The 18,678-nt window shown below is 70.4% G+C and carries 19 protein-coding genes and 1 tRNA gene; 10 read left to right on the top strand and 10 right to left on the bottom strand.

Going from position 1 to position 18,678, the window contains the following annotated elements:
* Window positions 1-9: 9 nt before the first annotated feature.
* Window positions 10-963 carry an SMP-30/gluconolactonase/LRE family protein gene (locus AUL35_RS12300; protein ID WP_062015201.1) on the bottom strand — a complete coding sequence of 318 codons (954 nt, stop codon included), beginning with the start codon at window positions 961-963 and terminating at the stop codon, window positions 10-12.
* A gap of 337 nt (window positions 964-1,300) precedes the next feature.
* Here AUL35_RS12300 and AUL35_RS12305 point away from each other — a divergent pair, with 337 nt between their 5' ends.
* Both AUL35_RS12305 and AUL35_RS12310 read left to right on the top strand, forming a co-directional pair.
* The gene (locus AUL35_RS12305; protein ID WP_062015203.1) at window positions 1,301-2,191 is read left to right on the top strand and encodes an outer membrane protein; all 891 of its coding nucleotides are present in this window, start codon (window positions 1,301-1,303) and stop codon (window positions 2,189-2,191) included.
* A 175-nt stretch (window positions 2,192-2,366) separates the two neighbouring features.
* Window positions 2,367-2,624: a hypothetical protein gene (locus tag AUL35_RS12310; RefSeq protein WP_062015205.1), complete on the top strand. Its 258-nt coding sequence runs from the start codon at window positions 2,367-2,369 to the stop codon at window positions 2,622-2,624.
* An 84-nt stretch (window positions 2,625-2,708) separates the two neighbouring features.
* On the opposite strand, the gene AUL35_RS12315 is transcribed toward AUL35_RS12310, so the two are convergent.
* Window positions 2,709-3,848 (bottom strand): alpha/beta hydrolase, encoded by a 1,140-nt coding sequence (locus AUL35_RS12315; protein ID WP_082666300.1) that lies wholly within the window; start codon window positions 3,846-3,848, stop codon window positions 2,709-2,711.
* Between the two features lie 323 nt (window positions 3,849-4,171).
* Here AUL35_RS12315 and AUL35_RS12320 point away from each other — a divergent pair, with 323 nt between their 5' ends.
* The 5 genes from AUL35_RS12320 to AUL35_RS12340 all read left to right on the top strand — a co-directional run bounded on the left by AUL35_RS12320 (window position 4,172) and on the right by AUL35_RS12340 (window position 8,721).
* Window positions 4,172-5,242, top strand: a complete 1,071-nt coding sequence (locus AUL35_RS12320) for a type III polyketide synthase (protein WP_062015207.1) — start codon at window positions 4,172-4,174, stop codon at window positions 5,240-5,242.
* An 11-nt stretch (window positions 5,243-5,253) separates the two neighbouring features.
* Window positions 5,254-5,964, top strand: a complete 711-nt coding sequence (locus AUL35_RS12325) for a class I SAM-dependent methyltransferase (protein WP_062015208.1) — start codon at window positions 5,254-5,256, stop codon at window positions 5,962-5,964.
* The gene (locus AUL35_RS12330; RefSeq protein ID WP_244493763.1) at window positions 5,961-7,199 is read left to right on the top strand and encodes an NAD(P)/FAD-dependent oxidoreductase; all 1,239 of its coding nucleotides are present in this window, start codon (window positions 5,961-5,963) and stop codon (window positions 7,197-7,199) included. Before AUL35_RS12325 ends, AUL35_RS12330 begins: the two co-directional genes overlap by 4 nt.
* 353 nt (window positions 7,200-7,552) lie before the next feature.
* The gene (locus tag AUL35_RS12335; RefSeq protein ID WP_062015210.1) at window positions 7,553-8,176 is read left to right on the top strand and encodes a ribonuclease D; all 624 of its coding nucleotides are present in this window, start codon (window positions 7,553-7,555) and stop codon (window positions 8,174-8,176) included.
* Between the two features lie 203 nt (window positions 8,177-8,379).
* Window positions 8,380-8,721 carry an ATPase inhibitor subunit zeta gene (locus AUL35_RS12340; RefSeq protein WP_062015212.1) on the top strand — a complete coding sequence of 114 codons (342 nt, stop codon included), beginning with the start codon at window positions 8,380-8,382 and terminating at the stop codon, window positions 8,719-8,721.
* A gap of 69 nt (window positions 8,722-8,790) precedes the next feature.
* Here AUL35_RS12340 and AUL35_RS12345 read toward each other — a convergent pair whose 3' ends face one another.
* From AUL35_RS12345 to aroA, 8 genes are all read right to left on the bottom strand, one after another.
* Window positions 8,791-9,399 (bottom strand): N-acetyltransferase, encoded by a 609-nt coding sequence (locus tag AUL35_RS12345; RefSeq protein ID WP_244493764.1) that lies wholly within the window; start codon window positions 9,397-9,399, stop codon window positions 8,791-8,793.
* Between the two features lie 422 nt (window positions 9,400-9,821).
* Window positions 9,822-9,968: a hypothetical protein gene (locus AUL35_RS22165; RefSeq protein ID WP_156417974.1), complete on the bottom strand. Its 147-nt coding sequence runs from the start codon at window positions 9,966-9,968 to the stop codon at window positions 9,822-9,824.
* Between the two features lie 214 nt (window positions 9,969-10,182).
* A complete protein-coding gene (locus tag AUL35_RS12350) occupies window positions 10,183-10,386 on the bottom strand; it encodes a hypothetical protein (protein WP_192847087.1) in 204 nt (67 codons plus the stop codon).
* A gap of 182 nt (window positions 10,387-10,568) precedes the next feature.
* A complete protein-coding gene (locus AUL35_RS12355) occupies window positions 10,569-11,708 on the bottom strand; it encodes a helix-turn-helix transcriptional regulator (protein WP_156417975.1) in 1,140 nt (379 codons plus the stop codon).
* A 282-nt stretch (window positions 11,709-11,990) separates the two neighbouring features.
* On the bottom strand, window positions 11,991-13,685 hold the full coding sequence (gene rpsA, locus AUL35_RS12360; RefSeq protein WP_062015217.1) for a 30S ribosomal protein S1: 1,695 nt from the start codon (window positions 13,683-13,685) through the stop codon (window positions 11,991-11,993).
* 238 nt (window positions 13,686-13,923) lie between these two features.
* Window positions 13,924-14,568 (bottom strand): (d)CMP kinase, encoded by a 645-nt coding sequence (cmk, locus tag AUL35_RS12365; protein WP_062015219.1) that lies wholly within the window; start codon window positions 14,566-14,568, stop codon window positions 13,924-13,926.
* Complete coding sequence (locus tag AUL35_RS12370; RefSeq protein WP_062015221.1) at window positions 14,561-15,061, bottom strand: hypothetical protein; 501 nt, start codon at window positions 15,059-15,061, stop codon at window positions 14,561-14,563. Before AUL35_RS12370 ends, cmk begins: the two co-directional genes overlap by 8 nt.
* A complete protein-coding gene (gene aroA, locus AUL35_RS12375; protein WP_062015223.1) occupies window positions 15,058-16,413 on the bottom strand; it encodes a 3-phosphoshikimate 1-carboxyvinyltransferase in 1,356 nt (451 codons plus the stop codon). Before aroA ends, AUL35_RS12370 begins: the two co-directional genes overlap by 4 nt.
* Before the next feature lie 285 nt (window positions 16,414-16,698).
* Between aroA and AUL35_RS12380 the strand changes: the two genes are divergently transcribed.
* The 3 genes from AUL35_RS12380 (at window position 16,699) to AUL35_RS12390 (ending at window position 18,638) form a co-directional block, all read left to right on the top strand.
* Window positions 16,699-17,121: a TIGR02300 family protein gene (locus AUL35_RS12380; protein ID WP_062015225.1), complete on the top strand. Its 423-nt coding sequence runs from the start codon at window positions 16,699-16,701 to the stop codon at window positions 17,119-17,121.
* A 129-nt stretch (window positions 17,122-17,250) separates the two neighbouring features.
* Window positions 17,251-17,326 (top strand) — tRNA-Ala (locus AUL35_RS12385).
* Between the two features lie 262 nt (window positions 17,327-17,588).
* Window positions 17,589-18,638: a glycosyltransferase family 2 protein gene (locus AUL35_RS12390; RefSeq protein ID WP_062015227.1), complete on the top strand. Its 1,050-nt coding sequence runs from the start codon at window positions 17,589-17,591 to the stop codon at window positions 18,636-18,638.
* The last annotated feature ends 40 nt before the right edge of the window (window positions 18,639-18,678 follow it).

Genomic DNA, 18,678 nt, shown 5'->3' on the forward strand with positions numbered 1-18,678 from the left:
GGCGCGGCGTCAGCCGGCGAGATCGATCGCGTGGATATGGGGCCCTTGCCCGATGAAGAGCCGGCGCCCGTCCGCGCCGCCGAGGGCCAGGTTGGCGGCGGGCCCGGCGGTCGGGATGCGGCCGAGACGGCGTCCGTCCGCCTCCCAGACCTGCACGCCGTGCGTGCAGGCGGCAAAAACGCGGCCCCGCCCGTCGACGCACAGGCCGTCCGGCACGGCGCCGCCGTCGGGCTCGGCGAAGCGGCGCCCCTCGCCCGGCCGCCCATCGGGCCCGAGCGCGAAGGCATGGATCGCGCGGCCCGCCTCGGGGTTCAGCGAGGCGCCCGCATCCGAGACGTAGAGCGTGCGCCCGTCGGCCGAGAAGGCGAGGCCGTTCGGCTGGTCGATCGCCGAGATCATCGCCTCCACCGCCCCGCCGGGGGTGATGCGATAGACGCGCCGCGCCCGCTGCTCGGGCTCGGCCATCAGCCCCTCGTCGGGCTGGCGGATGCCGAACACGGGATCGGTGAACCAGAGCGAGCCGTCCGGTGCGAGCGCCACGTCGTTGGGCGCGTTGAGCCGCCTGTCCTCGAAGCGCTCGGCCAGCATCGTCAGCTCGCCGCCGGGCTCGGCGCGCACCACGCGCCGCGTGCGGTGCTCGCAGGTGACGAGACGCCCCTGCGCGTCCAGCGCGTTGCCGTTCGCGTTGCGGGAGGGATCGCGCAAGGTGCGCACCGATCCGTCCGAGCCGAGAACGCTCATCGTGTTGCGCCGCACGTCGCTGAACACGAGCCCGCCGAGCGCTGGCGCCCAGCACAGGCCCTCGCACCAGCGCCCGCCGGAATAAAGCGTCTGCAGACGGGCGCCGGGGGCGAGCACGCCGCTCAGGTCCTCGCTCGTCCTTCTCGCGGCGAGCGCTGGCGGTCCGAAGGCCAGGCCGGCGGCCAGCCCCACAAGCACATGGCGGCGCGTTGCATGAAGCATGGCGGCAACTCCCCTCTCGCGAGCACAACAACTGGAGCGGGCCATCGATCCGTCAGCCTCCCGGGGGCTTCCGCGGGCGCGCCATTGGATCGCGGGCAAGGGATCACCGCATCGTGAGAGCCGGGTGATGTGGGTGCGCACCAAGCCGCAAACCCCGACGGCGCAGGCCCTGGTCGCCTGTCCGAACCGTGGCGGCGCAGCAACCGGACCGTGTCGCATCCGACACAGCGGGACTGCCGCCTCGCCGAGCCCGCTTGCGCGGTCCCGGTCCGGCGAGACTTGATGCTGCGCAATCCAACTGTCCGCTGCGTCCGGCGGACCCCTTCGGGAGCCCGCCATGCAGCGCCTTCTTCTCGCCCTCGGCCTCAGCGCCGCCTTCGCCGCGCCGGCGCTCGCCGCCGACGTCGTCTACGAGGAGCCGGCGGCTCCCATCGCGGTCGCCGCGCCTCCGAGCTGGACCGGCCTTTACCTCGGCGTCCAGGGCGGCGGCGCCTTCCAGCCCGACGAGGGCGACGGCCTCGGCATCCTGCCGAGCTTCGGCGCCAACACCGCCGTGCCGGGCCTGACCGCCGCCGCCAACAACGGCTTTGGCGCCAACACGATCGGCGCGGCCTTCGGCAACAGCTTCTCCTCGGAGTTCGAGTCCGGCTTCGTCGGCGGCGCCCATGTCGGCTACGACTACCAGGTCGGCGACCGGTTCGTGATCGGCGTCCTTGCCGACATCAACGCCACCGACGTCAGCTACCGCGACAGCGCCTTCTCCAACACGCCCGCCTTCTACACGGTGGAGCGCTCGCTGGACTACCTCGTGACCGGCCGCCTGCGCGCGGGCTTCCTGGTCACCCCGACCGCGCTCGCCTACGCCACGGGCGGCGTCGCCTACGGCGAGGTCGACACCCGCTTCTCCACCGACAGCCCGGCGGTCGCCGGCAACGGTCGCTCGACCGCCACGGCTCGTCCCGCCGCCCTCTTCAACGACTCCGACGACGTCGGCTACACGGTCGGCGGCGGCATGGAGGTCAAGGTCACGCAGAACGTCTCGTTCGGCGCCGAGTATCTCTACACCAACCTTGGCGACGGCTCCTCGGTGGCGCGCCTCGACGGCGGCCCCTTCGACGGCAACGCGTCGAACGGCGCGGCCACGACGGGCGGCTTCACCGACTTCCGCACCTCGGGCGACTTCGACTTCCACACCGTCACCGCCAAGCTCTCCTACCGCTTCAACTGAGCGGCCCGGTCTCGGCCGACGATCCCTTCGTCCCCCTGCCGGTCCGGCCGGTCCCGTCTCGCGCGGGACCGGCCGTCGGCGTTCGGAGGGCCGCACGCAACGAAACCGCCATGCCGCCCGTTTCCGTTCTCTGGATCTTCGAAGGTCCGGACCAGACGGTCGGGAGCCGCACGCGATGGAAGACGGACAGGCGACGCTGCTTTGGGGCGATCGGGACGCAAGGCCCGATCCCGCCGCGTGGCGGATCGACGCGAGCGACCAGCGCTCGGCCGCCCTCTGGGCCAACCTCCACCAGGCGATCAACTACGCGGTCGGCATGATGCCCGACCGTGAGCCGCAGGGTCTCCATCCCTGGATCCGTACGCCCGGCGGCCACATCTACTCGCCCGCCGCGATCAAGGTCCTGTCCGACACGATGGGACGCCGCCGCTAGCGGCGAGCGCCTGAAACAGCACCGACCCCGGCGCGAAGCGGGAAGCGGGCGGAACCGGACGCCCCTTCCTCGAAGCCGCCGCCGTCAGTTGGCGGGGCGCGGCGCGGGCGTCGCCGGCATGGTCCCCTCCGGCACGCCGGCGGCAAAGGCCGTCGCCAAGCGATCGGTCGCCATGGTCATGGCCGCCTTCGCCTCGGGCACCACCGTGCCCATGCCGAAGAACTCGTGCGTGACGCCGCCATAGGTCATCTGCTCGACCGGGATGCCCGCCTTGCGCAGGTTGGCGGCATAGGTTTCGCCCTCCGAGCGCAGGGGATCGATCTCGGCGTTGATGACGGTGGCGGGCGGCAGGCCCGACAGGTCGGTGCGCGCCACGAGGTCGATGCGCTGGTCGGCGATCGACTCCATGCTCGGCAGGGCGTTCTGCGCGAACCACTCCATCGCCTTTTTCGAGAGCGGCGCGGCCTCGGCATTCTGCCGGTAGGACGGCGTATCCATGTCCTTGCCCGCGATCGGATAGACCAGGAGCTGATGGACCGGCTGCTTGATCTTTGCGTCGCGCGCCATGAGCGCGACGTTGGCAGTAAGGTTCCCGCCCGCGCTCTCGCCCGCCACCGCGACCCGGTCGGCGTCCGCGTTCAGCGTGCCGGAGTTCTCGACGGCCCATTCGTAGGCCGCGAACGCATCCTCGTGCGCGGCCGGGAACTTGTTCTCGGGACCATGACGATACTCGACCGAAAGGACGACGGCCTTGGCACCGGCCGAGAGCGCGCGCGCCGATGCGTCGTAGGTGTCGATGTCGGCGATCACCCAGCCGCCGCCGTGATAGTAGACGACGAGCGGGAACGGACCCTCGCCCTCGGGCGTGTAGACGCGGGCCTTCACCTCGCCGGCCGCATCGGGCACGGTGATGTCGCGCGTCCTGACGGCGTCGGCGGTCGGGTCGGGCACGACGCCCTTCTTGCGCATCACCGCCGCGACCGCGTCGGCCGGGGTCGGCTGGGCGCGCGTCTCGGCCACAGGCAGCGTGCCGAGCGGCTTGGCGCCGAGCGCCTGGAGCTCGTCGAGAACGGCCCGCATCTCCGGCGTCGGCTGCGCCATCGGAGCGGTGGCGGACGCCGCCGGCGCGGCGGCCGGGCCCTTTGCCAGCGCGGCCGGTGCAAGGGCGAGAAGGCCGGCGAGCGCGGTGGCGGCACCGAGCGAGCGGAGGATGCGGTTCGACATCGAGCGTGTTTCCCTGGCGGGCGAAAGGATATCGGACTAAGGTTCCGAACCCGCGTTCGGTTCCGCCGCCGAAACAGGCCGGGGGCCGCGATAAGCGCATCCGGCTACGGGACAAAGCCCACGATCGCGCGGTTCCGTGGGCGCCCCATCGTATGCGGCCAAACGTCTCCGCCGCGCGGCCCTCGCCCCCGGCCGGGCGCGGCGCTAGGATGATGGCGTGTCCCCGGCAAGCGGGGACCGGCCCCCGAACCCTTCGGGCCCGCCACGACACCCCGAGGCGTTCCCGACCTTCCGGTCCGCCGCAGCCCATGACGGCACGACCCATGACCGACGCCTATCTGAACCGGATCGCCACCGCGGTCCCCCGCTTCGAGGTGCACGACTTCTTCCTGCGCTTTGCCGCCTCCAAGCTCCGCGACGACCCGCGCCGGCAGGCCGTCTTCCGGCGCATGGCCGATCGCGCCGGCATCGCGCGCCGCTACTCCGTGATCCCGGCGACCGAGGATCCGGAGGGGCCCGTGATCGACCGGGACGGCATGTTCCGGCGCGGCGCCTTTCCCTCCACCGCCCGGCGCATGGACCTTTTCGAGCGCGCCGCGCCCGAGCTCGCCGCCCGCGCCGTGGCGGGCCTGGAGCTCGCCGACGCGCGCGCCGCCGTCACGCATCTCGTGGTCACCAGCTGCACCGGCTTCTCGGCGCCCGGCCTCGACCTCGAGATCGTGGAGCGCGCTGGGCTCGACCCGTCCGTCGAGCGCACGCAGATCGGCTTCATGGGCTGCTATGCGGCGGTGAACGCGCTCAAGCTCGCGCGCCACATCGTGCGCTCCGAGCCGCAGTCCCGCGTCCTCGTGGTCAATCTCGAGCTCTGCACGCTGCACCTCAAGGAAACCGCCGATCTCGAGCAGCTTCTCACCTTCTGCCTCTGGGGCGACGGCTGCTCGGCGGCGCTCGTCTCGGCTGAACCGACGGGCTTCCGGCTCGACAGCTTCCGCGCGCTTCTGGCCGACAACAGCCGCGAGCTGATGAGCTGGGCGGTGCGCGACGACGGGTTCGACATGGTGCTCTCGGGCGCCGTGCCCGCCGCCATCGCCGAGGTGCTGGAGACGCGCGGCGGCGAGGTCCTGGGCGAGGTCGCGCCCGAGCGGATCGACCTGTGGGCCGTGCATCCGGGCGGGCGCTCGGTGCTGGACGCGGTGGAGCGATCCCTTCACCTGCCGCCCGACGCGCTCGACGACTCGCGCGCCGTCCTGCACGACACCGGCAACATGTCGTCGGCCACCGTGATGTTCGTCCTGGAGCGGATGCTGCGGCGCGCCCGACCCGGCGATCGCGGCTGCGGCATGGCCTTCGGGCCGGGGCTGACGGCCGAGACCTTCCGCTTCGAGGCGGCCTGAGGGGCGCCGCCGTGGCTCCCCTGCCCCGCCGGCTCGTGACCGAACGGCTCGACGTCCTCGAGCCCGCCGACCCGCTGGCCATGGGCTCTCGGCGCGACCTTGTCCTCGTCAACCGGCTGATGTTCGCGGGGCCGATCGCCGCCGGTCTCCTGCGGCGGCACGTGGCCGCGCCGCCGCGCCGCATCCTCGAGGTCGGCGCGGGCGACGGGCGCTTCGCGCTCCACCTCGCGAAGCGCCTGGCCGAGCGCTGGCCGGGCGTCGAGATCGTGCTTCTCGACCGGCAGGACCTCGTCACGGCCGAGACGCGCCGCGCCTTCGCCGCCCTCGGCTGGCTGGCGCGCCCGCTCGCCGCCGACGTCTTCGCCCTGCCGGGCGCGCTCGGCATGGGGGACCCGGGGTTCGATTGCGTTTTTGCGAACCTCTTCCTCCACCATTTCGAGGGCGACGCGCTGCGCCGGCTCCTGCGCCTCCTCGCGCAGATGGCGCCCGTCGTGATCGCGACCGAGCCGCACCGCGACCGCGCCTCGCTTCTCGCCTCGCGCCTTCTGGGCCTCCTCGGAGCGAACGCGGTGACGCGTCACGACGCCCCGGCGAGCGTCCGCGCCGGCTTTTGCGGTCGCGAGCTGTCCGCGCAGTGGGAGGCGCCGGGCTTCGCGCTGCACGAGGCGCGGCACGGCCCCTTCACGCAAGGTTTCGCGGCGGTTCGGGAGGGCGGGCGATGAGCATGCCGATGTCGCGTCTCGAGGAAGCGCCAAGCTTGGAAGAAGCGCAAGGCTACGACGCGGTGGTGATCGGCGCGGGTCCGGCCGGCTCGGCCAGCGCGATCCTTCTGGCCGAGGGCGGCTGGCGCGTGGCGCTGGTGGAGCGCGCGCCGTTTCCCCGTCGCAAGGTCTGCGGCGAGTTCGTCTCGGGCACGAGCCGCCCCGTCCTGCGGGCGCTCGGCCTGGAGGCGGCCTTCGACCGGGAGGCGGGGCCCCCGGTGCGCCGCGTCGTCCTCATGGCGGGACGGCATGTCGTGGCCGCGCCCATGCCGGCGGACGCGGGGCTGGGCCGCGCGCTCGGGCGCGACCGGCTGGACCTTCTCCTGGCCGAGCGCGCGGCAAGCCTTGGCGTCACGCTGTTCCAGCCCTTTCGCGCGGTCGCGATCGACGGTGACCGGGACGGGGCGCGAACCCGCATCCAGCTGGAGGGGCCACAGGGAGAGCGCGTCGTGCTGGCCGCCCGCGTCACGATCGCGGCCAACGGCTCGTGGGAGCGCTCGAACCTTCCCACCGATCTGCCGCGCCGTCACGGGCCGCGCGACGAACTGGGCTTCAAGGCCCACTTTCGCGGCGACCGCCTGACTGCGGGCGACATGCCGCTCCTCGCCTTTCCCGGCGGCTACGGCGGCATGGTGCGGGTCGACGAGGGTCGCCTGTCGCTCTCCTGCTGCATCCGCCGCGAGGCGCTGGAGCGTATCCGCCAAAGCGGCGAGAGCGCGAGCGCGGCTCTTCACCGCCACCTCGTCGCCACGACGCGCGGCATCGCCGAGACGCTGGAGGGGGCCGATCTTGCCGGCCCCTGGCTCGCGGCGGGACCGATCCGTCCGGGTCTGCGGCCCGTGCACGCGGACGGCGTGTTCCGCGCGGGCAATCTGGCGGGCGAGGCCCATCCCGTGGTGGCCGAGGGTATCTCCATGGCGCTGCAGTCGGGCTGGCTTCTCGCCCGCACCCTCATGCGTGCCGATCCCGGCGACGTCGCCGGGCGCGAGAGCGCGGCCCAGGATTACGCGCGGGTCTACAGGAGGCAGTTCGCGACCCGCATCCGCGCCGCCCGCGTCTTTGCCGCGCTGGCGGGGAGCCCGGCGGCGCACGGGGCCCTTGCGCCGGTCTTGGCGCGCGCTCCCGCCCTTCTCTCGCTCGGCGCGCGCCTCAGCGGCAAGGCCCGTGCCCTGCCGGATGCCACAGCGTTGAGATAAGCCGGCTTATCCCCAATCCGAGGCGGTGGGACGTCGGACCGGTGCGCCGAACGAGAAACCTTGCCCCGCCGCCGAACCGAAGGCCGCGCGCCAAGGCGGCGGTGCCGGACGACGGGTGCGGGCGGGATCGGCGGAGGAGTTGCGTGCAGGGGAGGCGGCGTCGTGTGCGGTCGGTTGCATGGGACGTGTCCTTCTAGGGTTGGCTGTGTCCCCTTTGTGCGCCTGCGCCGTTTCGCCGTGATGTCGCGGCGGGTTTCGCGTCCGCCATCGGGGCGAAACGCGGCGGAAACGGTTTCCCCGGCGGCGAACCTTGCGTTACAGACGGTCTCCCTGCCTGAAGAGATGAGACATCCATGACGATCCGCGTCCACAAGGGCGACCTGCCCGATCTCGCCCGCTACACGGGGGCGGTCGCGATCGATACCGAAACGCTCGGCCTCGACACGCGGCGCGACCGGCTCTGCGTGGTGCAGCTTTCGCCGGGCGACGGCACGGCCGACATCGTGCAGATCGCGAAGGGCCAGCGCGAGGCGCCCAACCTCTGCAAGCTGCTCGCCGATCCGGACAAGCGCAAGATCTTCCACTACGCCCGCTTCGACATCGCCGCGCTCTATCATGCCTTCGGCGTGATGACCGAGCCGGTCTTCTGCACCAAGATCGCCTCGCGCCTGACCCGCACCTACACCGATCGGCACGGGCTGAAGGATCTGGCGAAGGAGCTGATCGGCGTCGATCTCTCCAAGCAGCAGCAGAGCTCGGACTGGGCGGCCGAAACGCTGACGCCCGCCCAGCTCGACTACGCGGCCTCGGACGTCCTCTACCTCCACGACCTGATGGCGGTGCTGCGCCAGCGCCTGGAGCGCGAGGACCGACTGGAGCTGGCCGAGGCGAGCTTCCGCTATCTCCCGACCCGCGCCCGGCTCGACCTGATGGGCTGGGACGAGGAGGACATCTTCTCCCACTCCGTCGCCCGCTAGGGGCGCCGGACGGCGGCAAGCGCGGCCTCGCGCGGACGTGATCGCCCGTGCGAGGCCTCTTCATTCTTCGTTAGGGTCTTTTTCGCCCGTTCGAATCAATTGATTCGGTCCGCGCAGCGCTCCCTTCACACGGGCCGTCGCATGGTCGTCCCGTCGGATCCCGCGAAGGGCGGGAACCTGGAGCTTGTGGGGGCGCGAAGGGCATGAGCATCGACGATCGGCATGACATGGCGGAGCGCATCTTCCTTCTTCGCGAGGAGCGCTCCTTCGCGGATCGCGCGAAGGCCGACCGCACGGTCGGGCGCTGGGCGGCGGGGCTTCTCGGCCTGTCCGGCGAGGCGGCCGAAACCTACGCGCTCGACGTCATGCGAGCGGGCGTCGCGAGCGCCGGCGGGCGGGGCGGCTTCGACCGCGTGCTGCGCGATCTGGCGCCCTTGTCCACCCATCCCGAGGCCGTGCGAACGCGCTACGCGATCGCGCTTCTGGGCGCGGTGGAGCCGATCGCCGTCGCAGCCGGGCCGCGGGCGACCGCCGCGGTCCACTGACGGCCGGGGTTTGCGACGGGAAGCGAACCGCGCGCCGGAAGAAAGCTCGGCGTCTCTTGGCCGCGAAACCTACTCGAAGATCGGCACGTGCGGGGCGCTGTCGCGCGGCAGCGCGCCGTTGAGGCGCGGATCGGGCGTGATCTCGATCTCCTGCCCGATCGGCCGGAAGCCGGTGCGACGGTAGAAGTCGAGGGCGCGGGGGTGGTCGATCGTGTTGGTATGCAACCAGACGCGCCGGACACCCTCCGCCGCGAAGGCGCGGCTCAGCGCGAAGTTCATCAGGCGGCGGGCCGCGCCCGTCCCCTGGAGCGAGCGCGCGACGCCGAAATACTTGATCTCGCAGGCGCCCGCCTCAGCGAAGTCGAGTTCGAGAATGCCCTCGTCACGCGCCCCGACCCGGTAGGCATAGACCTCGGTTCGCGGCGAGGCGAGGATGGCGGCAAGCTCGTCCCGGCTCATGTAGAGGCGCGAGAACCAGAGATGGTCGGCACCGACATGGCGATAGAGGCCGAGATAGGTCTCGACGTCGATGCCGGGCCGCGCCTCGATCGAGCCGGCGAGGTTCGCGGGTTCGGGCCGCGGCTCCGGCGGCGCGAGGCATTCCAGCGTCGTGGCGACGGCCGCGATCATGCCGCGCTCCACGCTCTGGAAGCGCGCCGGCATCGTGTTCCCGCTCATGTCGACTTCGCCCCGTTTCGTCCGATCCGCACCGCCCATGCCACGGGACGAGGGGTCGGGGAACCCCCGGGCGCGAGGGCGTGTTTTTAGCGGATATTGGGAGGCGCGACATGACCGGCAGACGCGACGAAGACATATCACCCGCAGAGGCCCAGAACAGCGGCCCCTTCCACCGGACGCCGCCGGGTCCGCCCGAGCGAAGCGGGGCGCCTCAAGCCTCGGCGCCGCCCTCGCCCGTGCGCCCGGACGGCGAAGCCGAGGCGCGGGACGACCGGTAAGGCGACGCCTCCGGATTATCCGGGGAGCTGGCGATTACCCGCGCGGTGCTCGGAGTTCGGTGCCCCATCGCTCTCGCCGTTCGAGTGCAAGGACCGCGGTTCCGCCCAGTCGGTCTGCAGTTCGCTGTTCGAGCGCGCCGCGTATCAGGCGACCTGCCCGGCGTAGATCAGCTGGATCAGGAGCCAGGACGCCAGGACCGACAGACCGATCTGCCAACCGCTTGCGCCGAGCAACCATGTCACGAGGGCTGCGAGGATGCCGATCAGCGGCATGGCAGCCAGGAGTGTCATGACATGGACCGGGCGACCCTGGGCGACACGGCGGTCGGCACGGGACAAGCCCGCACGACCGACACCGGTGACGCTTCTTGTCGAGTCCTGGTTCATCTGTCCGATCCGACGTCCTTGGGCGCTGAGGGGTCGAAGCCCCCTTCGCATATGCACAATCTATGCGTGCCCAGTCATCACCCATATGGGTGAGGTCGCACGAGATCGTTACGAATGATTAACGATGGGCAGTCGCGAGAAGACGGATCACGAGCTCGGCCTGACGGTTCGTCTGCGTCTTGGCGAAGAGCGCCTTGAGATGGGTGCGCCCGGTTTCGATGCTGATGCCGAGATGACGCGAAGCATCTTGCAAACTCATGGGCTTAAGCATCAACGCGGCCAAGCGCGACTCGGCTGGGGTCAGGCCCCAGGCCGTGCGCATGTCCTCCTGCGTCGGAAGTTCGACTTCCGATCCTTTTTGGCTCTCCTGCATCCTTCCGGAAGCGACCCCTCAACGCAAAACTGGATAATGATAGTCAACCTATACACGCATGAAGGGAAGCGCTCGTCATCCCCCGAACGGGTGATACGTAGCGGACTACTTATCACCGACACGTGTTATGGCTAACAGCGCCATGATGTCGTTCCCGTCAGAAGACGGACGACGAGTTCGGTCTGTCCGTGCGTTCCGGTCTTGGCGAAAAGCGCCTTGAGGTGGGATCGCGCCGTTTCGCGGCTGACGTTAAGACGCTGCGCGGCCTCCTGGAACGCGACGGGCTCGATCAGGAGCATGGCGAGGCGCAACTCGGCCGGGGTGAGGCCGAACGTCGCCGCCATGACCTCGGCCCGTGCCGCGCCCGGTTCCGGGGCTCGCATGGTGATCACGGCAGCCACGCCCTGGTCGAGAGCGAAGGCGGGAAGCCGCCGGTGCACGGCCACCGCGCTGACGCGCCAGGACGGCCGCCCCTCCGGGCGACGCAGCCGGATGGTCCGCGTCTCGGCGTCAAAGCCGGCTTGCGGATCGAGAACGTGCCCCACGAGATGGTCGAGTGCTTTCTGGTCCGGCGGGTGGACGGCCTCGAGCCGTCCAAAGCGCGTGGCGAGCCCGTCGCGCGCGGCCAGCAACGCTTCCGCCGTCCGGCTCGCGCCCCGCACGCGCCCGTCGCGCCCGAGCGTGATGACGGCGACGTCGAGATGGTCGAGTGACCGCGTCGTCGCCAGCATCTCGGCGGCAGCCTGGCGCAGCCGGTCGCCGGCGCGCACCGCCCGGTTGGCGGCCCGCGCGAGGATATCGAACTGCGCCCGCTCCTCCTCGGACGCAGCGCCCGCCGCCTTGTCGCGCCAGAAGACGAAGGTCAGCGTCCCGTCGTCGCGATCCTGCAGGAACTGAGCGATGACATGCTGGAACCCCTGAGCCTCCTGCCAGTCGGCGACGAACTCCCGTTCGGCGGCGGACAGGGAGGCAGGACGGTCCGCCTCGGTCAGGACGCGGCCGGGCACTCGCAGTTCAGGACGGTTCACGTAAGGGTTGCCGGCGACGTAGTGCTGGAAGTAGCTGTCGATCCAGCCGGTGCCGTAGTTCAGCATGTGGCCGAATTCGGTCGTCGGCTGCCGGAATGGATTGGCCGGCGGACCCTGCAGATAGATCGCCCCGGCAGCGGCGCGGGTATGGCCGAGAACCCGTTCGGTCACCTCCCGCCACAGGGCGGGGTCGGCGCTGGCGTCTCCGATCAGGTCGAGCGTCTCATCGAGTTGCTTGCGCACCGTGTCCACAGGCACCCCCTCGTATGCAGACAATAGTTTATCGCAATAATTTTCCTATGCGTAATAACCCGGAGCCGGCGTGTCGGCATGCGTCCGGAAAGCCATGATGGCTGCTCGTTGATGTAGCTCGACCGAAACCTAAGGAAAGCTTCGCTCTCTGAGGCAGCCACAGAGCGCCCACCGTCCCACGCGTGAAGGGCACGAAAAAGCCCGCGCCGGTTTCCCGGCGCGGGCTCATGCGTTTCACGTGAAACCACGGCGCCCGAGGGCGCCGGGGGAAGCTTACTCGCTGTCGCGCTTGTTCATCGCGGCGGCGAGGATGTCGCCGAGCGAGGCGCCGGAGTCGGTCGAGCCGTACTGCGCAACGGCCTCCTTCTCCTCGGCGATCTGCAGCGCCTTGATCGACACGCCGACGCGGCGGGCCTTCTTGTCGAACTGCGTGATGCGGGCATCGACCTTCTGGCCGACCGAGAACTTCTCGGGGCGCTGGTCGTCGCGGTCGCGGCCGAGATCCGAGCGGCGGATGAAGGCCGAGAAGTCGGTGTCCACGATCTGGACCTCGATACCGCCCTCGTTCACCGCCGTCACCTCGCAGGTGACGATCGAGCCACGGCGCATCTCGCCGCTCTCGGCCGCCGTGGCGAAGGAATCGCCGCCGACCTGCTTGATGCCGAGCGAGATACGCTCCTTCTCGACGTCGACGTCGAGAACCTGCGCGCGCACCACGTCGCCCTTGTTGTACTCCTCGATGACCTGCTCGCCCGGACGGTTCCAGTCGAGGTCGGAGAGGTGCACCATGCCGTCGACGTCGTTCTCGAGGCCCACGAACAGACCGAACTCGGTCTTGTTCTTGACCTCGCCCTCGACGATCGTGCCGACCGGGAACTGGTCGCGGAACGCTTCCCAGGGGTTCTGGAGCGTCTGCTTGAGGCCGAGCGAGATGCGGCGCTTGACCGGATCGACCTCGAGCACGACCACTTCGACTTCCTGCGAGGTCGAAAGGATCTTGCCCGGATGGACGTTCTTCTTGGTCCAGCTCATCTCGGAGACGTGGATCAGGCCCTCGATGCCCGGCTCCAGCTCCACGAAGGCGCCGTAGTCGGTGATGTTGGTGACGCGACCCGTGACCTTGACGCCCATCGGGTACTTGACCCCGATGCCTTCCCAGGGATCGGCTTCCAGCTGCTTCATGCCCAGCGAGATGCGGTGCGTCTCCTGGTTGATGCGGATGATCTGGACCTTGACGGTCTGGCCGATCTGCAGGATCTCGGTCGGGTGGTTCACGCGGCGCCACGCCATGTCGGTGACATGGAGCAGACCGTCGATGCCGCCGAGGTCGACGAACGCACCGTAGTCGGTGATGTTCTTGACCACGCCCTCGACGACCTGACCCTCCTCGAGGTTCTGGACGATCTCGGAACGCTGCTCGGCGCGGCTCTCCTCGAGGACCGTGCGGCGCGACACGACGATGTTGCCGCGGCGCTTGTCCATCTTGAGGATCTGGAACGGCTGCGGCGTGTTCATCAGCGGGCCGACGTCGCGGATCGGACGGATGTCGACCTGGGAGCGCGGCAGGAAGGCCACGGCGCCGTCGAGGTCGACCGTGAAGCCGCCCTTGACCTGGTTGAAGATCTGGCCTTCGACCTTCTCGCCGGCGTTGAACTTGACCTCGAGCTTGACCCAGCTCTCCTCGCGGCGCGCCTTGTCGCGCGAGAGGACGGCCTCGCCCAGCGCATTCTCGATGCGCTCGACATAGACCTCGACCGTGTCACCGACCTTGAGCTCGGTGGCGCGGCCGCCGAACTCCTTGAGGGCCACGCGGCCCTCGACCTTCAGACCGGCGTCGATGACCGCCATGTCCTTCTCGATCGCGACCACGGTTCCCTTGACGACGGCGCCTTCGGCGACATCCTGCTCGTGGAACGAGGCTTCGAGAAGCGCGGCGAAATCGTCGCGCGAAACTGCTGCGTTGGACATTCGTTCTCCTAAAGGTCCCCTGGTCGCGCCGGGCGCGGATCGGAGGGGACTAGCGCCTTCGGTTCGTGTTGCGGATGCCGGATCGGCGGTCCCGTTCCGGCCGGGAAGGGCGGGAACAAGCGGACGGGGCTCCCATCGGGAACGCCCATCCGCACTCGGCGCGAGGACCGGCCGGCGGCGGTTGTCATGCGGATGCGGCCCGGCCGCCCGCCCCTTTGGGGGAGCCGGCCGTCGAGCCTTAGGAAATTCTAGATGGCGATGCGTCGACGATCGCGCAAGCCGCCCGGAACGCCGCCTCTATATCCAAGTCGCTGGTATCCAGCAAGCTCGCGTCGGCGGCGGGGCGAAGCGGCGCGGTGCTGCGGCCCGAGTCGCGCGCGTCGCGCCCTCGCACCTCGGCCAGGATCTGATCGAAGTCGACGCCCCGCCCCTTGGCGAGAAGCTCGTCGGTTCGCCGGCGCGCGCGCACCTCCGCGCTCGCGGTCACGAAGATCTTCACGTCGGCCCCCGGGCAGATCACGGTCCCGATGTCGCGCCCGTCCAGAACCGCGCCGCCGGGGCGGCGGGCAAAGTCGCGCTGGAAGTCGGCGAGCGCCTCGCGCACCTGCGGATGCGCGGCCACTCGGCTCGCCCACTCGCCCGCCTCGTGGCCGCGCAGGGATCCGTCGTCGAGATGGCTCGGCACGAGCTCGCGCGCAAGCCGCCCTGCGGCCTCCGCATCGTCCGGGTCGACGCCGCGCTCGCGTGCGAGCCGCCCCACCGCGCGGTACAGAAGCCCCGTGTCGAGGTAGCCGAGCCCGTAGTGCTCGGCGAGGCGCTTGGCGAGCGTGCCCTTGCCGGCGGCGGCCGGTCCGTCGATCGCGATCACGTAAGGGTCAGCCATCCCTGCGGTTCTCCTCGTCCGCGCCCCTGCGGCTCGCCGTGCGGAAGTTCTCTTCACGGACGTTCTCGTCATCCGGCTCGTCGTCGTTCTTGTAGCCGCTCGTGCCGAAGCGCAACGGCTCGTCGCGCACATGCGTGAACCAACCGACGATGAGAGCGAGAAGCGCGAATACTCGGCCGAGGATGAAGGGGATCGACAGAAAGAAGAGGAAGCCAGCAAGCGAACCGACGAACCAAAGAAGATCGATCATCCAGCGTATGCGCCAGTGCGATGCGATCTCCTCCCACGCCTCGAGCGGTTGACCCGAGAAGCGCAGGCCGAGCGACAGGACCACAAGGAGGGGCAGCAGAAGTTTCGGCGCCATGAGCGCCGGTGCGGGCTGTCTGGCTCGACGCGCCTCGGCATGCAGGCGGCCCGCAAGGCTGCGGCCGTAGATGAAGCCGAGCGGCAGGAAGAACAGAAGAAGTAGGATGCCGGCCCAGCCCGTCGTCACCCCGCCGGCTCCAGCGTGCCGCCGAGCGTCTCGACCAGTCCCTCGAACTCGGGGAAGCTCGTCGCGATCATGCGCGCGTCATCGACGGTCACCGGCGTCTCGGTGGCAAGGCCCATCACGAGGAAGCTCATGGCGATGCGGTGGTCGAGATGGGTGGCGACGCGCCCGCCCCCGAGGCGCGAGCCGTCCGGGCGGCCGGTGACGGTGAGCCAGTCCGGTCCCTCCTCGTGCGGCACGCCGTTGGCCTGGAGCCCCGCCGCGACGGCGGCCAGCCGGTCCGACTCCTTGACGCGCAGCTCCTCCAGCCCGTTCATCCGGGTTACCCCTTCCGCGAACGCGGCGGCGACGGCGAGCACCGGATACTCGTCGATCATCGAGGGCGCGCGGGCGGCCGGCACGTCGACGCCGCGAAGCGCCGAATGGCGCACGCGCAGGTCCGCCACCTCCTCGCCGCCCGACAGGCGCCGGTCGAGGATCGCGATGTCGCCCCCCATCTCGCGCAGCGTCTCGACGAGGCCGGTGCGCGTCGGATTCATGAGCGCGTTGCGGATCGTGACGTCCGAGCCCGGCACAATCAGCGCCGCCACCACGAGGAAGGCGGCCGACGACGGGTCGCCCGGCACCACGAAGTCCGGCACGCCGCGCAGATCCCCCTGCCCGTGGAGGCGGATCGTGCGCACGCCCGCGGCGTCGGTCTCGACCTCCACCGTCGCGCCGAAGCCCTCCAGCATCTTCTCGGTGTGGTCGCGCGTCATCACCGGCTCCACCACGGTGGTGATGCCGGGCGTGTTGAGACCGGCCAAAAGCACGGCCGACTTCACCTGCGCCGAGGCCATCGGCACGCGGTAGCGGATGGGGGCCGCGACCGGGGGTCCTTGCAGCGTGAGCGGCAGGCGGTCGCGCGAGCGGGCCAGAACCTGGGTGCCCATCTCGCGCAAGGGATCGAGGACGCGCCCCATGGGGCGGCTCGATAGCGAGGCGTCGCCCACGAACGTCGCCGAGAAGTTGTAGGTGCCGACCAGCCCCATGGTGAGGCGCGAGCCGGTGCCCGCGTTGCCGAAGTCCAGCACGCCCTCGGGCTCGAGCAGGCAGCCGTTGCCGACCCCGTCGATCACCCAGGCCTCGCCCTCGCGCTCGATGCGTGCGCCCATCTGGCGCATGGCGCGGCCCGTTGCGAGCACGTCCTCGCCCTCCAGCAGCCCCGTGACGCGCGTGCGGCCCGAGGCGAGGCCCCCGAACAGGAAGGCGCGGTGCGAGATGGACTTGTCGCCCGGAACCGTCACCGTGCCCGCGAGCGCTCCGGTTCGGCGGGCGGCGAGCGGACGGGGCGGGCTCTCGTGGTCGGCGGTCATGGACAGGCTCCCGGGCGGGGTCGGACGGGGGCGCTCGGGGCCGGGGCGGGCCATGGGCGCCAAGGGGTTCGGCGCCCGCCTATCATGGACGCCGGGCGGGCCAAAGCGTCTTTTGACAAGCCCTGGCCGACGCCGTATGGGACCCGACCGATCCTGATCGAGTCCTCTGCGTGCCCGCGCGTTCCTTCCCGCGAGCGGCCGGGCACCGTCCGCGCTGGACTTGGCCCTGGGTCTTGAGGCCGCGCGAAACTCCCTCCAGGCGATCCCCACGAAGGCGACACACGAATGGCAAAACCCGAACTCGGCACCAAGCGCGTCGACCCGGAAACGGGCCGCAAGTTCTACGACCTCGGCAAGGACCCGATCGTCTCGCCCTTCACGGGCAAGGAATATCCGCTCTCCTACTTCGAGACCGCGAAGGCGACGGCCGCGCGCGTGTCGCGCGCCGCGGAGCGCGAGGAGGAGGAGACCGAGGAGACCACGGAGGTCGCCGACGTCGACGAGGAGACCGTCTCGCTCTCGGAGGTCGAGGACGACGAGGACGCGAACGCGAAGGGCGCCGACCTGCCGAACGTCGACGGCGACGAGGACGACGACGTGGCCGACGACGACAGCGACGACGACGACACGTTCCTCGAGACCGACGAGGACGAGGACGGCGACATGACCGACATCATCGGCGGCGGCCGCGAGGACGACGACGCCTGATCGAGGGCCGGATGGGAGCCGGGCGGATTTTTCCGCTTGCGCTTCCGCCCGGCATCGCATACCTAGCCGCCACACGACGACGGGGCCGCACCCAAGGGCCCCGCCGGACGCCGCACCAGGGGCGGCAACGGGGCCATAGCTCAGTTGGGAGAGCGCTTGAATGGCATTCAAGAGGTCGTCGGTTCGATTCCGATTGGCTCCACCATGATTTGCGAAAAGGCCGATATCCGAAACCGGGTGTCGGCCTTTCTCCGTTTCGCGTCCCGGATCCCGCGCCCCTTCGCAGCCATGCATGGCCGGCTCTTGCCGCGTGCCGCGCTCCCGATTAGGGATGGGCGGAAGGGAGCGCTCGTCTTGGCGTTCCGACATGTTGCGGTTCGAGCACCGGCCCGCCGGCGGTTTTCCGGGGTCTTTCACGTGTTCGTCCCGGAGCCGGCGGTGGGCGTCGTCGCGTGAACGGAGTTCCCATGCCCACCGATCTGACGCCTTCCGATCCCTCGTCCCGCGATCTGTCGATCGTCGCGATCATCCCGCTCTACAACGGCGCCGAGTTCATCGAGCGCTCCGTGCGCACGGTGCTCGCCCAGACGCTCCTGCCCGACGAGTTCCTGGTGGTGGACGACGGCTCGACCGACGAAGGCGCGGCGATCGTGGAGCGGCTGGCGGCCGAGTTCCCGCTGGTGCGCCTCGTGCGCAAGGAGAACGGCGGCCAGTCCTCGGCGCGCAACCTCGGCGTCCGCGAGTCGCGCTCCGCCCTGATCGCGCTTCTCGACCAGGACGACGGTTGGCATCCCGACCACCTGGAGGAGTTGCGCAAGCCCTTCGAGGCCGACCGGCTGGAGCGCCTCGGCTGGGTCTACAGCGACCTCGACCATTGCGACCGCCACGCCCGGCTGAAGACGCGCGAGCTTCTCTCCAAGCTCCACCACGAGCATCCCAAGACGCGCCTCGCCGAGGCGCTGGCCGACGACATGTTCATCCTGCCCTCCTCCAGCCTGATCCGGCGCCGCGCCTTCGAGGCGGTGGGCGGCTTCGACGAGCGCCTGTCGGGCTACGAGGACGACGACCTGTTCCTTCGCCTGTTCCATGCGGGCTGGCGCAACGAATTCGTGCCCAAGGCCCTGTCCTTCTGGTGCATCTACCCCGGCTCGACCTCGTTCACGCCGCGCATGGCGCGCTCGCGCCTCATCTACATGCGCAAGCTCGTCGAGACCTTCGGCGCCGACGAGAGCTGGGACACGAACCCGGTGAGCCACCTCATCGCACCGCGCTTCCTGCGGCTGCTTCGCGGCGAGCTCGACCGCGCGGCCCGCACCGACAACGAGGCGCTGCACCGGCAGACGCTGGCCGACCTCGACGAGGTCCTGCCGCTCCTGCCGCCCAACCACCGTCGCAAGATGCAGATGCTTCTCGCCACCAAGCGCAACATGCGCTTCAACCGCTGGACGCGCCAGAACAACGTCGCCCGCTTCATCCTCGGCCCCTGGCGCCTGCTGATGCGCCCGTTCCGGATCTAGCAACCTGGCTGCGCCCCGCGACGAAGGCGGGGCGCTCATT

The organism is Aureimonas sp. AU4, assembly GCF_001463765.1.
GTDB lineage: Bacteria > Pseudomonadota > Alphaproteobacteria > Rhizobiales > Rhizobiaceae > Aureimonas.

Excerpts from the sequence above, each read along its gene's own strand:
- AUL35_RS12320 (WP_062015207.1), top strand. The coding sequence starts at position 4,172 with ATGACCGACGCCTATCTGAACCGGATCGCCACCGCGGTCCCCCGCTTC.
- rpsA (WP_062015217.1), bottom strand. The coding sequence starts at position 13,685 with ATGTCCAACGCAGCAGTTTCGCGCGACGATTTCGCCGCGCTTCTCGAA.
- AUL35_RS12315 (WP_082666300.1), bottom strand. The coding sequence starts at position 3,848 with ATGTCGAACCGCATCCTCCGCTCGCTCGGTGCCGCCACCGCGCTCGCC.
- cmk (WP_062015219.1), bottom strand. The coding sequence starts at position 14,568 with ATGGCTGACCCTTACGTGATCGCGATCGACGGACCGGCCGCCGCCGGC.
- AUL35_RS12310 (WP_062015205.1), top strand. The coding sequence starts at position 2,367 with ATGGAAGACGGACAGGCGACGCTGCTTTGGGGCGATCGGGACGCAAGG.
- AUL35_RS12380 (WP_062015225.1), top strand. The coding sequence starts at position 16,699 with ATGGCAAAACCCGAACTCGGCACCAAGCGCGTCGACCCGGAAACGGGC.
- AUL35_RS12340 (WP_062015212.1), top strand. The coding sequence starts at position 8,380 with ATGAGCATCGACGATCGGCATGACATGGCGGAGCGCATCTTCCTTCTT.
- AUL35_RS12300 (WP_062015201.1), bottom strand. The coding sequence starts at position 963 with ATGCTTCATGCAACGCGCCGCCATGTGCTTGTGGGGCTGGCCGCCGGC.
- AUL35_RS12330 (WP_244493763.1), top strand. The coding sequence starts at position 5,961 with ATGAGCATGCCGATGTCGCGTCTCGAGGAAGCGCCAAGCTTGGAAGAA.
- AUL35_RS12350 (WP_192847087.1), bottom strand. The coding sequence starts at position 10,386 with ATGCGCACGGCCTGGGGCCTGACCCCAGCCGAGTCGCGCTTGGCCGCG.
- AUL35_RS12305 (WP_062015203.1), top strand. The coding sequence starts at position 1,301 with ATGCAGCGCCTTCTTCTCGCCCTCGGCCTCAGCGCCGCCTTCGCCGCG.
- AUL35_RS12390 (WP_062015227.1), top strand. The coding sequence starts at position 17,589 with ATGCCCACCGATCTGACGCCTTCCGATCCCTCGTCCCGCGATCTGTCG.
- AUL35_RS22165 (WP_156417974.1), bottom strand. The coding sequence starts at position 9,968 with ATGACACTCCTGGCTGCCATGCCGCTGATCGGCATCCTCGCAGCCCTC.
- AUL35_RS12335 (WP_062015210.1), top strand. The coding sequence starts at position 7,553 with ATGACGATCCGCGTCCACAAGGGCGACCTGCCCGATCTCGCCCGCTAC.
- AUL35_RS12345 (WP_244493764.1), bottom strand. The coding sequence starts at position 9,399 with ATGAGCGGGAACACGATGCCGGCGCGCTTCCAGAGCGTGGAGCGCGGC.
- aroA (WP_062015223.1), bottom strand. The coding sequence starts at position 16,413 with ATGACCGCCGACCACGAGAGCCCGCCCCGTCCGCTCGCCGCCCGCCGA.